Below are 12610 nucleotides of genomic sequence, written 5' to 3' on the forward strand. Positions count from 1 at the left end.
TATGACGCATGGTCATCGGGACTTCACGGTGTGCTCATGTTCTTCGCTACCTGTTCTGTTGCCGGGCGGTTCGGGCGCTTCGGCGCTGTTCACAGCGCTGACGTGCTCGACCACCGCGGATACGTCCGGTGAACCGGTGATGCGCAGCGCTCGACCGAAGGCTCGCCGCCGAATTGCTGCGTCGAGGCAGTGCGGAGTGGGATGCAGCCACGCACCCCGCCCCGGCAGCTTTCTCGCCAAGTCGACGGTCACGGTGCTGGAACGATTCCCAGCCCCATCGACGTTGCCGACGGCGACCACCCGAAGCAGTTCGACGGCCAGCTCTCGTTTTCGGCAACCAATGCAGGTCCGCACCGGTCCGACAGGTTCGTCGGGGCTGCGTCGTTGCGCCGAAGCCGAAGTCTCGCGCTGGATCACAGGTGAGTCTACCGTCACTGTCGCTGGTAATTGAAATGGCTGCGCTGGTCGGCGTCGACGCGTGCGCGGGGCGGGCTTACCGGTCGCCGACGGGCCCGCGCGCCGCGTCCTGACCGGCCTCGGCCTTGCCCGCGGGGGCCGCGTCGCTGCGGATGTCGATGCGCCAGCCGGTGAGCCGGGCCGCCAGCCGCGCGTTCTGCCCCTCCTTGCCGATCGCCAGCGACAGCTGGAAGTCGGGCACCACGACGCGTGCCGCGCGCGCGGTCTCGTCGATGACCGACACCGACACCACCTTGGCCGGCGAGAGCGCGTTCGCGACGAACTTCGCCGGATCGGGGTCGTAGTCGATGATGTCGATCTTCTCGCCGGACAACTCGCTCATCACATTGCGCACCCGCTGGCCCATGGGTCCGATGCAGGCCCCCTTGGCGTTGAGGCCCGGCACCCGGGAGGTGACCGCGATCTTCGAGCGGTGGCCGGCCTCGCGGGCGACGGCCACGATCTCCACCGACCCTTCGGCGATCTCGGGAACCTCCAGCGAGAACAGTTTGCGCACCAGGTTCGGGTGCGTGCGCGACAGTGTGATCAACGGTTCACGCGCGCCGCGGCTCACGCCCACGACGTAGCAGCGCAACCGGTCGCCGTGTTCGTAACGTTCACCGGGCACCTGCTCGGCGGCGGGGATGACGCCCTCTGAACCCTTCGTCTCGCTGCCCATCCGGACCACGACGAGGCCTCGCGCGTTGGCGCGCGCGTCGCGCTGGATCACCCCGCCGACGATGTCGCCTTCGCGGGCCGAGAACTCGCCGTAGGTCTTCTCGTTCTCCGCGTCGCGGAATCTCTGCAGCATCACCTGGCGCGCGGTGGTGGCGGCGACCCGGCCGAATCCCTCTGGGGTGTCGTCCCATTCGGTGATCGGATTGCCGTCGTCGTCGACCTCGGTGGCGATCACCTTGACCTCACCGGTCTTGCGGTCGATCTCGATGCGCGCCTCGGCGGCGTGTCCCTCGGTGTGCCGGTAGGCGGTCAGCAGCGCGGACTTGATGGTTTCGACGAGTTCGCCCACCGGGATGCCCCGGTCCACTTCGATGGCGTGCAGTGCGGCCATGTCGATGTTCACGTCGAAGCCTCCTTCCCAGAACGGCCGACCAGCTCCAGCTCTCGCGGATTGGGAGGCGAGAATTCCACTTGCACAACGGCTTTCGCGATGCCTTCCAACGGCAGTTCGCGTACCGAGTAGTTGGCCCCTCGGCCGGCGCGGACCACCAGACGGACTACGCCGCCGGCGGTTTCGCCGAGCCGGCCGGTGAGCTGAGTGCCGTCGGACAGCGTCACCTCGACCTTGCGACCGCGGGCCCGGCGGAAATGCTTCTCGGCGGTCAGCGGTCGGTCCACCCCCGGGGAGGTGACCTCGAGGACATACGGCGCGGATCTGGCGTCGACCTCGTCCAGCAGCGCCGACGCCGTCCGGGACAGCCCGGCGATCGACTCGAGGTCGAGGCCGTCGTCCCCGTCGGCCACCACCGTGATGCGGGGCGGACGCGCCGCGGCGTCGACGACCACGTCTTCGATTTCGTAACCTGCGCGCGCGAACTCGCCGTCGAGTAGCTCGATCACCTCTTTCTGCGACGGCAATCCCGCAGAACGCTCCGTCACGGCGAGCTCCTCGTCTTGAGTTGTCCGGACTCGATTCCGCGGCACCACCGCCGAACCAACACTCAACGATACGCCAGGGCCGTCGCGGTAAACGCCAAACGCGCACCCGATGCGACGAGACCGCGATGGCAAGATGTTGCTCGTGCCGAGCACTCCGCCGACCATCAGCAGGAGACGCGTACTGGCCTCGGCCGCGGCGTTGGCCCTACTCGGCGCGACCGCGGCCGCCTGCGGGTCATCACCACCGCCGCCGGAGGTCGACGAACTCGCCGCCCAACTCGACCGGGCGCGCGCCGACAGCCAGCTGGCCACCGATGCCGCCGCCGAGGAGCGCGGACCCGTCGTGGCGGCGCTGACCGCGGTCGCCGCCGAACGCGCGGCCCATGCCCAGGCGCTGTCCGATGAGCTGGTCCGGATGCGCGGCGCCGAGGCACCCACCACCACGCCGTCGAGCACCACCGCCGAGGCGGCGAAGCCGCCCACGGTCAAGGACGCCGCCAACGCGCTGCGGGCATCGGCAGCCAGCGCCAGCGAGCTGGCGGCCAAGTTGTCGGGTTACCGCGCGGGGTTGATCGCGTCGATCGCCGCGGCCTGCACCGCCGCGTACACGGTGGCCCTCGCCGAGCCGAGGAGGCCGCAATGACGTCCGTGGAACCGACCGGACCGACGCGGCCGTCGAACCCCGCGGACGGTGCGCTGTTCGACGCGATCGCCACCGAACACGCGACGATCTACGGATACGGGCTGGTGTCGGCGCACTCCACGCCGGACGTCAACGACCTGGTGTCGAAGGCGATGGCCGAGCACCGCGAGCGCCGCGAAAAGGGCCTGGCCATGCTGAGCGGCCGGTCGGTCGAGGGTCCGCTGCCGGCCGCCGGATACCAGTTGCCGATGAAGGTCGACAGCCCGACCGACGCCGCCAAGCTCGCGGTCCGCATGGAGGAGGACGCGGCCGTCGCGTGGCGCGCGGTCGTCGAACAGGCCACCACCGAGCAGGAGCGCGCGTTCGGGGTGGCGGCGCTGACGCAGTCCGCGGTGATGGCCGCTCGGTGGAGCCGGGTGCTCGGGACGACGCCGGTCACGGTCGCGTTCCCCGGCGGCAACGAGTAGCCGCTAGCGCGACAGTTCGACGTGGACGTCGTACCGGTCGACGTAATCGGCGAACCGCTCGCGGATCCGCTCCTGGTGCAGTCCGTAATCCTCGAGCCGATAGCCGTGGGCGCCGAAGCGACCCCGTGGGTGGGAGCCGACGTAGTCACGGATCGCGTCGCGCGACCGGGGTGACAACACGCGACCGCAGGCCTGGTAGATCAGTTCGACGGTGCCGACCGGATCAGCGGTGAGGTCGGCGTAGTGCACATCGACGATGTGCCGGCCAGGGTTCGCGCGGCGGTATCGCTCGATCCGCTCGATGGACACCTCGAGCATCCGTGTCCAGTGCTCGGCGATGTAGGAGGTGTGGTCGGCGTCGCTGAAAGTCCCGGTCAGTGTCGACAACAGGCTGCACGCCGACGCGCACAGCACCGTCGGGTCGCGGTGCAAGACCACCAGTTGGGCGTCCGGGTACACGGCGGTCAGCGCGTCGAGCGCGATCGCGTGGTGCGGGCTCTTCAGGGTCCACCGCCCGCGCGCGCCGCTGCTCTGCAGGACCTGCAGGACAGTGCGGTGGTACTCGTATGCCGACCGCTGGTCGACACTCAACAACCAGTCGCTGTAGCTCGGCACATTGGCGATCGCCTCCCAGGTCAGGCTCTTGAAGTCCTGCCCCAGCAGCGTCAGGCACTCCGTCGGGCCGGCGGCATCCTCGTGATGCACCACTTTGATCTTCGGGTTCAGGGATTCGAGCATGTCGATGCCGGCCGCTGCCGCGTCGATGCGCGGGCCCGACCGCAGCGTCTCGACGGTCGGCGGCGGCACGCTGTCGCCCGCTTCCCAGCGCAGCAGAGACCGGTTGGCCGGGTCCCGGTCGAACAGTTCACTGACGAACGTGGTGCCCGCCCGGAACAAACCGATGACGACCATCGGTGCCTCGACGGGTTCGGCGACGACTTCCGGATGCCGACGTACCCAGTCGGTGACCCGCAGGCGATTCGCGAGACCGCCGATCATGTTCTGGCGCATGGCCATATCGCCGAGATCGTTGAGTTTGGCCTCGGAACCCGCCGCATCGCACAGCACCTCGAGACCCACGCGGAAGTCGCTGGGGCCGAAGTCGTCCGAACCCGCGAGTTCAATCGCACTCGCCATGATGTCGTCGGCGTCGAACGTCGTCACGGCCGGCCCTACCCGCGTCCGACCCTGACGACGGTCCTGCCCGCGGTGCGTCGCTGTGCGTGGTCCTGCAACGCTTCGGCCACCTTCTCCATCGTCACCTCTCGACCGATCACGGGCCGGATCGCGCCGGCGGCGACCAGGTCGCGCAACGCGCCGTGCACCTCCCTACCCACCTCGGCCGGGAAGAAGTTGAGGCCGAATCTGCGGAATTCGACCGGCATTTCGCCGTAGGCAAGGATCACGCCGAGGATCGAGATGTTGGCCATCGCGGCCTTGCGCAGCGGGCGACCGGTCAGGCCGGACTGCGGGTCATCGTTGAAGCCGACGGGCAGATACCGGCCCCCGCGGGTGAGGCAGGTCCAGATCTGTTCGGTTCGGTCGCCGCCGACCACGTCGAACGCGACATCGGCGCCGTGCCCGTCGGTGTGGGCGATCACGGCATCGAACAGGTCGACGGCGGTGTGGTCGACGCCCGTCGCACCGAGTCCTTCGCACAGTCGTACCTTCTCGACGCCCCCGGCGACGGCCAGGACGTCGGCGCCAATGGCGATGCCGAGTTGGATCGCGGCGGTCCCGACCGCGCTGGCCCCGCCGACGACGAGCAGTCGCTCCCCGGCCGTCAGACGCGCGCGGCGGTGCAGCGCAAGGTAGCTCACGTGGAACGGCAACGTGAATGCCGCGGCGTTCACATCGTCGAGTTCGGGCGGGGCGTCGAACACCGAGGTCGCCGGTGCGATGGCCAGTTCGGCGATTCCGCCCAATGACTGTTTGGTCATCGCGACCACCCGTCGTCCGACCCAGTCGGTCGCGCCCTCACCGGCGCGGTCGACGACACCGCACACGTCCATGCCGATCGTGAACGGCGGCTCGCCCACCACGGTGGCGACGGAGCCGCGGCACCGGGCGATGTCGCCGAAGTTCAGCGACGCAGCCGAGACCGCGATCCGGACCTCGCCGGGCCCGACGTCGGGCTCCGGAACATCCTGCATTGCAAGCACTTCGGTGGGTTCACCATGACGAATGACCTGAACTGCCTTCAACCCGAGACCTCCCGACCGCACGGACCCACCAGCAGCGGCTACGGTAATAAGCAGAGGTGCTTATGTCAATGGTGCGGCCAGCGCGGCGGCGGCCATCGCGACGAGGTTCTGCACGAACTGTTCGTAGTCGAGCTGTGGACGACTGCGCCGCCCCCGCCGCTCCAACAGCCGCGCACGGTCGGCGATCGCGCGCAAGATGAACATCACCAGCAACGAGAACCGTTCGATGCGCAACTCCTCGCTGAGGAATTGCGTTCGCGCGGTGAGCAATTCGTAAACATCGTCGCCTCCGGTCCTGGCGAGCACCGACTGCAACTCGACACTGTAAGAAGCCCTGTCCTCGCCCGTGAGTTCCACGATGATCAGCAGGCAGCACCGGCCCCGCCAGCCGCTGTCGGCCAATTCGGCCGCGGGCCGCACGATGGCTTCCAGGACGGGGGCCAGTTCGTCGTCCGGTGTGGCCAGCGCGACGTCGAGCAGGTCGCGTTCCCGGTGCGCCAGGAACTCGGCATGGCGGTCGATCACTGCGCACAGGATGCCGTCACGCGAGCCGAAGTGGTACCGCAGCGCCGCGCGGTTGCGCTGCCCCGCCTGGCGGGTGATGTCGATCAGCGACGCGTTGAACACCCCGTCCTCGGCAAACGCCAAAGCCGCGCAGTCGAGCAGCTTGTCTCGGGTCTTCGAAGCGTCCGGCGGCACAGGTCGCGCTATCCGATCACTGCGGTGATCTCCGCCGCCGCGCCCCCGATCGCGGCGTCGACGGGAATCTCGCGCGTCTCCCCGGTGAACCGGTTGCGAAGCTCCACGACGCCGTCGGCCCAGCCGCGACCGACCACGACGATCCACGGCACACCGAGCAGTTCGGCGTCCTTGAACTTGACCCCGGGTGAGGCCTGCCGGTCGTCGAGCAGCACGTCGTGCCCGAGCCGATCGAGGTCGGCCACCAACTCCTCCGCTCCGGCGCGCGCGGCGCTGTCCTTGTTGGCAATGACCACGTGCACGTCGAACGGCGACACCGACGACGGCCAGCGCAGCCCGATCTCGTCGTGGTGCTGTTCGGCGATGACAGCGACCAGTCGCGACACCCCGACGCCGTAGGAGCCCATGGTCAACCGAACCGGCTTGCCGTCCTCGCCGAGGACGTCGACCTCGAACGCGTCGGCGTACTTGCGGCCCAACTGGAAGACGTGGCCGATCTCGATGCCGCGGGCGGCCACCAGCGGCCCGGCCCCGTCCGGCGACGGGTCGCCCTCGCGGACCTCGGCGGCCTCGATCGTGCCGTCGGCAACGAAGTCCCGCCCCGCGACCAGGCCGACCACATGCTTGCCCGGCTCATCGGCGCCGGTGATCCACGACGTGCCGTCGACCACACGCGGATCGACGAGATAACGAACGCCGTTGGCCGACAACGCTTTCGGGCCGATGTATCCCTTCGCGAGGAACGGGTACTTGGCGAAGTCGGCATCGTCGAGCAGCGCGTAGTCCGCCGGTTCCAGCGCCGCGCCCAAGCGCTTGTCGTCGACCTCGCGGTCGCCGGGCACGCCGACGCCCAGCAGTTCCCATTCACCGCCGGGCTCCCGCACCTTGAGCATCACGTTCTTGAGGGTGTCGGCGGCCGTGACGGTACGGTCGAGCGTCGAGTTGGCCCAGTCGACCAGCGTGGCGATCGTCGGGGTGTCGGGGGTGTCGTAGACCTTGGCCTCGGGTTGGCCCTCGATCGGCAGCGCCTCCGGCACGGCGGTGATTACGGCCTCGACGTTGGCGGCGTAGCCGGACTCGAGGCAGCGCACGTAGGTGTCCTCACCGATCTCGCTCTCGGCGAGAAACTCCTCGGAGGCGCTGCCGCCCATCGCGCCCGACACCGCCGAGACGATCACGTAGCGGACGCCGAGGCGGCCGAAGATCCGCTGATACGCCTCGCGGTGGGCGTGGTAGGCGTTCTTGAGCCCGTCGTCGTCGACGTCGAACGAGTACGAGTCCTTCATGAGGAACTCGCGCCCGCGCAGGATGCCGGCGCGCGGCCTGGCCTCGTCGCGGTACTTGGTCTGGATCTGGTACAGCCGCAGCGGGAAGTCCTTGTACGACGAGTACTCGCCCTTGACCGTGAGCGTGAAGAACTCCTCGTGGGTGGGCCCCAGCAGGTAGTCGTTGCCGCGGCGGTCCTTCAGCCGAAACAGCGCGTCGCCGTATTCGGTCCAGCGGTTCGTCGCCTCGTACGGCGCGCGAGGCAGCAGCGCCGGGAACAGGATCTCCTGTCCGCCGATGGCGTTCATCTCGGCGCGCACGATCGCCTCGATTTTGCGCAGCACCCGCAGTCCCAGCGGCAACCAGCTGTACAGCCCGGGGCCGACCGGTCGGATGTAGCCGGCGCGGATCAGCAGTTTGTGGCTGGGCACTTCGGCGTCGGCCGGATCGTCGCGCAAGGTGCGCAGGAACAGCTCCGACATGCGGGTGATCACAGTCGACAACCTTACTGATGGCCCGGACTACAGCTCGCCGGCCTCCACCGCTTCCCGGGTGTGCTGCGCGGTGGCGATCTGGCGCGCCGAGAAGCCGATCCAGAACGCGGCGATGCCGACGATCACCTCGACGCCGGCGACTCTCCGGGGGTTGGATGTCGAGCTAAAGCTCTCCGGAGTCGGATGTCGAGCTAAAGCTCTCCGGAGTCGATCGCGTCCTTGACTTCCTGCGCGTGCGCGACCTGCGATGCGGTGTAGCCGATGAACAGCGCTGCACCGCCGACGATGACCGCGACCGCGGCCACCCACAGCAGGCCGTAGGTGTAGCCCTGGTCGAGGGCATGCAACTGCGCGGCGTTCATGTCGTTGACCGGGCCGGTGGTGCCGCCCAGATACAGCGTCCGCGAGGTGATCACGGCCTGGATCACGGCGAGCACGACGGGCCCGCCGAGGTTCTGCAGCATCAGCGCGATGGCCGACACCGGGCCGATCTGGTCGAAGCCGACGCCCGCGATCGCCGACAGCGTCAGCGGCACCACGATCATGCCGATGCCCGCGCCGCCGATGGTGATCGGCAGCACCAAGTTCGGGAAGTACGGGATGTTCGCATCCAGCGTCGAGCCGTAGATCATCGCGCCCAGCACCAGCACGCCGCCGGCGATCACCAGCACCCGCGGCGGGAACCGCTGCACCAGCTGCGACGACACGCCGAGGCCGATCCCGAGCGCGATGACGAACGGGATAAACCCGATCCCGGCCCGCAGCGGGCTGTAGCCCATGATGTCCTGCACGTACAGGCCGATCAGCACGGTCAGCGTGAACATCACGCCGCCGGCCAGGAACACCGCGGCGAACGTCGCGACCCGGTTGCGGTCCTTGAACAGGTCGAACGGCATGACGGGGTTGGCGGCGGTGCGCTCGACGTAGAGGAACGCGAGCAGCGCCGTGGCTGCGGCGAGCCCGGAACCCAGCGTGATGGGCGACAACCAGCCCTGCTCGGGCCCCATCGAGAACCCGAACACCGCGGCGGTACAGCCGAGGGTGGCCAGGATCGCGCCGGTGGCATCCAGCTTCAGGCGCTCGCGGCTCGTCTCCCGCAGCGTCCTGCGGGCCAGGTGGATCATCACCAACCCGATCGGCACGTTGATCAAGAACGCCCACCGCCACGACACCTCGGTCAGCGCGCCGCCGACGATCAGGCCCATCACCGAGCCGATACCGGTCATCGCGGCGAAGATCGCCGTCGCGGCATTGCGGGCCGGGCCCTTCGGGAAGGTGGTCGCGATCAGCGCCAGGGCGGTCGGGGACGCGATCGCCGCGCCGACGCCCTGCAGCAGCCGGGCGATCACCAGCGTCGCCTCATTCCACGCGAGGCCGCACAGGATCGAGGCGATAGTGAACAGCGCGACGCCGACGATGAAGGTGCGCTTGCGACCGATCGTGTCGCCCAGCCGCCCGCCGAGCAGCATCAGCCCGCCGAACGTCAGCACGTATGCGGTGATGACCCAGCTGCGGCCGGCGTCGGACAGGCTCAGCTCGTCCTGGATCTTGGGAAGCGCGACGATCGCGACGGTGCTGTCCATGGTCGCGAGCAGCTGCATGCCACCGATCGCGATGACCGCGGCGATGAACCGTCGCGACGGTAGCCACGCCGGATACCTGCTGGTTCGACCCTCCGCGGACTGCACAGCGTTCTTCTGCGGGCGAAATGAAAACGGTTGGTTTGCCCCACCCTCGGCGTCACGGCGCATGGCGGCACGCTCTGCGTCATTGAGAGCCGTCATGCGGGTTACCTTACAGTAATCTTAAGAATCCTTTAACCGCCGAAGGCGGCCACCGGCCCGATCACGATGATGGCGGGCGGCCGAATCGCGTCCTCCCGAATCCGTTCGGCGGCATCGGCGAGTGTCGCGCGCAAAGTCCGTTGCGCCGCCGTCGTGCCATGCTGCACCACCAGCACCGGCGTATCCGCAGGTCGCCCGCCATCCAGAAGTGCCTTGGCGAAAAGCTCGATGTGTTCGACCGCCATCAGCAACACGATCGTGCCCGACAGCGCGGCCAGCGCATCCCAATTCACTAACGATTCGGGATGCCCGGGCGCGACGTGGCCGCTGACCACCACGAATTCGTGGGTGACGTGGCGATGCGTGACGGGGACGCCGGCCAATGCGGGCACCCCTATGGCGCTCGTCACACCCGGCACAACCGTCACGGGAATCCCGGCTTCGGCGCACGCCAGCACCTCTTCGTAGCCGCGCGCGAACACGAACGGGTCGCCGCCCTTGAGCCGCACGACGAACTTGCCGGCCCTCGCGCGGTCGATGAGGATGCCGTTGATCGCGTCCTGCGCCATCGCCCGCCCGTACGGGATCTTCGAGGCGTCGATGACCTCGACGTGTGGCGACAGTTCGGCCAGCAGTTCCTGCGGCGCAAGGCGGTCGGCCACGACGACCTCGGCGTGCGCCAGCAGCCGGCGGCCGCGCACGGTGATCAGCTCCGGGTCGCCCGGTCCCCCGCCGACGAGCGCCACGCCGCCGTGGACGACATCGGGGGTCGCCGACATGTCCGGTGCGATGAGCCCCCGCTGCATGGCCTCGTGGATCGCCGTCCTGATCGCCGCCGACCGTCGGTGCTCACCGCCGGCGAGCACACCGACCGACAGTCCCTCGTACTCGAACGACGCCGGAGTGACCGCGGTGCCCTCCACGGCGACATCTGCTCGCACACAGAAGATGTGGCGGCGTTCGGCCTCGGCGACGACGGCGGCGTTGACGTCGGGGTCGTCGGTGGCAGCGATCGCGTACCAGGCGCCCTCGAGGTCACCGGTGCGAAACTCACGCAGCAGCAGTGTGATTCCGGTCATCGCCTCGACCGCGGGGGTGGCTTCGCGAGCGATCACGTGTACGTCGGCGCCGTTGGCCACCAGAAGCGGCAAGCGACGCTGCGCCACGCTGCCGGCGCCGACGACGACGACCTTCCTGCCGGTCAGGCGCAGGCCGACGAGGTAGGCGTTCTCGGAAATCACACTGCTCCTCGCGTCCGCGTCACTGGGTCCGATCCTCTTCGCGCAAGCGGCTCATCGGCGCGAGCTTAGGGCTACCCGAAGTCCTGCCGCACATCGAGCCGATGATCAACGGCGTCGAGATCCTCACCATCGCCGACTAGGGCGCCTCGATTGTGAATCTGACGACGCCCAGACGCGAATTTCCGTCGCCATTTTCACAATCGGCGGCGTCGACGACGCCCGACGGGTAGGCGTTCTCGGAAATCACACTGCTCCTCGCGTCCGCGTCACTGGGTCCGATCCTCTTCGCGTAAGCGGCTCATCGGCGCGAGCTCAGAGGTTGCCGCCGCGGCCACGAAGCGGCTGATCGCTTGCGGGTGGGCGACGGGATGGGTGTGCAGGTAGCCGGCGTGGACGCCGCCGGCCACGGCGCCGTCGTGGGTCCGCTTGACGTCGGCGTCGGAGAAGATCCAGGCGGGCGCGTAACTGTCGGCGAAAGAGACTGCGGTGCGGTGAAACTCGTGCCCCATCATCCGGTCGCCGATGCAGTGCAATGGCGAGTCGGCCACCACGACCGCTTCGCGGTAACCAAGGGTGAGGCGGTCGGTGAACGTCGCCGACCCGGACAACACACCGCACATCGGGTGGCCGTCGAGGTCGTCGACGAGATAGGTCAAGCCCGCGCATTCGGCATGCACCGGCGCACCCGCTGCGGCCAGGTGCCTGATCTGTGCGCGCGCGACGTCGTTGGCCGACAGGTCGGCGACGAACTCCTCGGGGAACCCACCGGGGATGACGACGGCCGACGTGCGTGGCGGCAGCGGGTCGGTCAGCGGGTCGAACTCGACGACGTCGGCGCCGGCCGCGGCGAGCAGTTCGCTGTGCTCGGCGTAGCTGAAGCTGAAGGCCCGGCCTGTCGCCATAGCCACCGTGGCGTTTCCGCCGACGGGGGTCACCTCCTCCGCGTCCCACGGATCGTCCATCACCCGGCTTCCGGCCAGCGCGGCGATCCCGACGAGGTCCACGTGGCGGCCGACGAGCGCGGTCATCGCCTCGACTGCCGCATGCGCCCTCTCGCCGTGTTCGACCGCGGTAACCAGTCCGAGATGCCTTGAGGGAACAGATAGTTCGTCGCTGCGCGGGATCGCTCCGAATACTCGGACGCCGGCATGTTCGCAGGCCTGACGCAGCACCTCCTCGTGGCGCGGCGATCCCACCCGGTTGAGGATCACCCCGGCGACGTGAACCGACGAGTCGAACGTCGAAAACCCATGCAGCAGCGCGGCGATGCTGTGGCTCTGCCCGCGCGCGTCAACGACCATGACGACCGGCGCGCCCAGCAGCGCGGCCACGTGCGCGGTGGAGCCGAACGCCGAGCTCCGCGAATCCTCGGCGATGCGCCCGTCGAACAGCCCCATCACGCCCTCGATCACCGCGATGTCGGCGCGTTCGCAGCCGTGCCGGTACAGCGGCCCGATCAGGCGCTCGCCCTGCAGCACCGGGTCGAGGTTGCGGCCGGGCCGCCGCGCGGCCAGCGAGTGGTAGCCCGGGTCGATGTAGTCGGGACCCACTTTGAACGGCGCGACGGCCCGGCCGGCGCGCCGCAGCGACCCCATCAGACCGGTCGCCACGGTGGTCTTGCCGCTGCCCGAGGCGGGCGCGGCGATCACCACAGCGGGCGTCGCCCTGCTCACACCGGCCGCTTTCTTCGCCGAGCAGATGGAAATTGCCCCGACACGCCGAGGAAAAAGGTCACTTCG

General features: G+C 68.9%; 12 protein-coding genes. 2 read left to right on the top strand and 10 right to left on the bottom strand.

The genetic code is table 11. The annotated features are described in order from the left end of the window. Positions 1-12: 12 nt before the first annotated feature. The 3 genes from AU187_RS11350 to rimP all read right to left on the bottom strand — a co-directional run bounded on the left by AU187_RS11350 (position 13) and on the right by rimP (position 2073). The gene (locus AU187_RS11350) at positions 13-417 is read right to left on the bottom strand and encodes a YlxR family protein (protein ID WP_082683900.1); all 405 of its coding nucleotides are present in this window, start codon (positions 415-417) and stop codon (positions 13-15) included. Positions 418-493: 76 nt separating this feature from the next. Further along, complete coding sequence (gene nusA / locus AU187_RS11355; RefSeq protein ID WP_059099753.1) at positions 494-1537, bottom strand: transcription termination factor NusA; 1044 nt, start codon at positions 1535-1537, stop codon at positions 494-496. Continuing rightward, a complete protein-coding gene (gene rimP / locus AU187_RS11360) occupies positions 1534-2073 on the bottom strand; it encodes a ribosome maturation factor RimP (protein ID WP_059099752.1) in 540 nt (179 codons plus the stop codon). Before rimP ends, nusA begins: the two co-directional genes overlap by 4 nt. A gap of 133 nt (positions 2074-2206) precedes the next feature. Between rimP and AU187_RS11365 the strand changes: the two genes are divergently transcribed. Both AU187_RS11365 and AU187_RS11370 read left to right on the top strand, forming a co-directional pair. Continuing rightward, positions 2207-2716 carry a hypothetical protein gene (locus AU187_RS11365; RefSeq protein ID WP_156425528.1) on the top strand — a complete coding sequence of 170 codons (510 nt, stop codon included), beginning with the start codon at positions 2207-2209 and terminating at the stop codon, positions 2714-2716. Continuing rightward, positions 2713-3183: a ferritin-like domain-containing protein gene (locus tag AU187_RS11370; protein WP_059099751.1), complete on the top strand. Its 471-nt coding sequence runs from the start codon at positions 2713-2715 to the stop codon at positions 3181-3183. Before AU187_RS11365 ends, AU187_RS11370 begins: the two co-directional genes overlap by 4 nt. Before the next feature lie 3 nt (positions 3184-3186). Here the strand turns inward: AU187_RS11370 and AU187_RS11375 are convergent, their stop codons facing one another. The 7 genes from AU187_RS11375 to AU187_RS11405 form a co-directional block, all read right to left on the bottom strand. After that, complete coding sequence (locus AU187_RS11375; RefSeq protein WP_231740322.1) at positions 3187-4347, bottom strand: sulfotransferase family protein; 1161 nt, start codon at positions 4345-4347, stop codon at positions 3187-3189. 8 nt (positions 4348-4355) lie between these two features. Further along, on the bottom strand, positions 4356-5336 hold the full coding sequence (locus AU187_RS11380) for a zinc-binding dehydrogenase (protein ID WP_231740321.1): 981 nt from the start codon (positions 5334-5336) through the stop codon (positions 4356-4358). A 111-nt stretch (positions 5337-5447) separates the two neighbouring features. Beyond that, positions 5448-6086: a TetR/AcrR family transcriptional regulator gene (locus AU187_RS11385; RefSeq protein ID WP_059099750.1), complete on the bottom strand. Its 639-nt coding sequence runs from the start codon at positions 6084-6086 to the stop codon at positions 5448-5450. Positions 6087-6094: 8 nt separating this feature from the next. Further along, positions 6095-7846, bottom strand: a complete 1752-nt coding sequence (locus AU187_RS11390; RefSeq protein WP_059099749.1) for a proline--tRNA ligase — start codon at positions 7844-7846, stop codon at positions 6095-6097. 191 nt (positions 7847-8037) lie between these two features. After that, the gene (locus AU187_RS11395; protein ID WP_502687753.1) at positions 8038-9447 is read right to left on the bottom strand and encodes an MFS transporter; all 1410 of its coding nucleotides are present in this window, start codon (positions 9445-9447) and stop codon (positions 8038-8040) included. 215 nt (positions 9448-9662) lie between these two features. Next, positions 9663-10868 carry a uroporphyrinogen-III C-methyltransferase gene (gene cobA / locus AU187_RS11400; RefSeq protein ID WP_059100121.1) on the bottom strand — a complete coding sequence of 402 codons (1206 nt, stop codon included), beginning with the start codon at positions 10866-10868 and terminating at the stop codon, positions 9663-9665. Positions 10869-11137: 269 nt separating this feature from the next. Continuing rightward, positions 11138-12544: a cobyrinic acid a,c-diamide synthase CobB gene (locus AU187_RS11405; protein ID WP_059099747.1), complete on the bottom strand. Its 1407-nt coding sequence runs from the start codon at positions 12542-12544 to the stop codon at positions 11138-11140. Positions 12545-12610: the final 66 nt, after the last annotated feature.

The organism is Mycobacterium sp. IS-1556, from assembly GCF_001499985.1.
Classification (GTDB): Bacteria; Actinomycetota; Actinomycetes; order Mycobacteriales; family Mycobacteriaceae; genus Mycobacterium.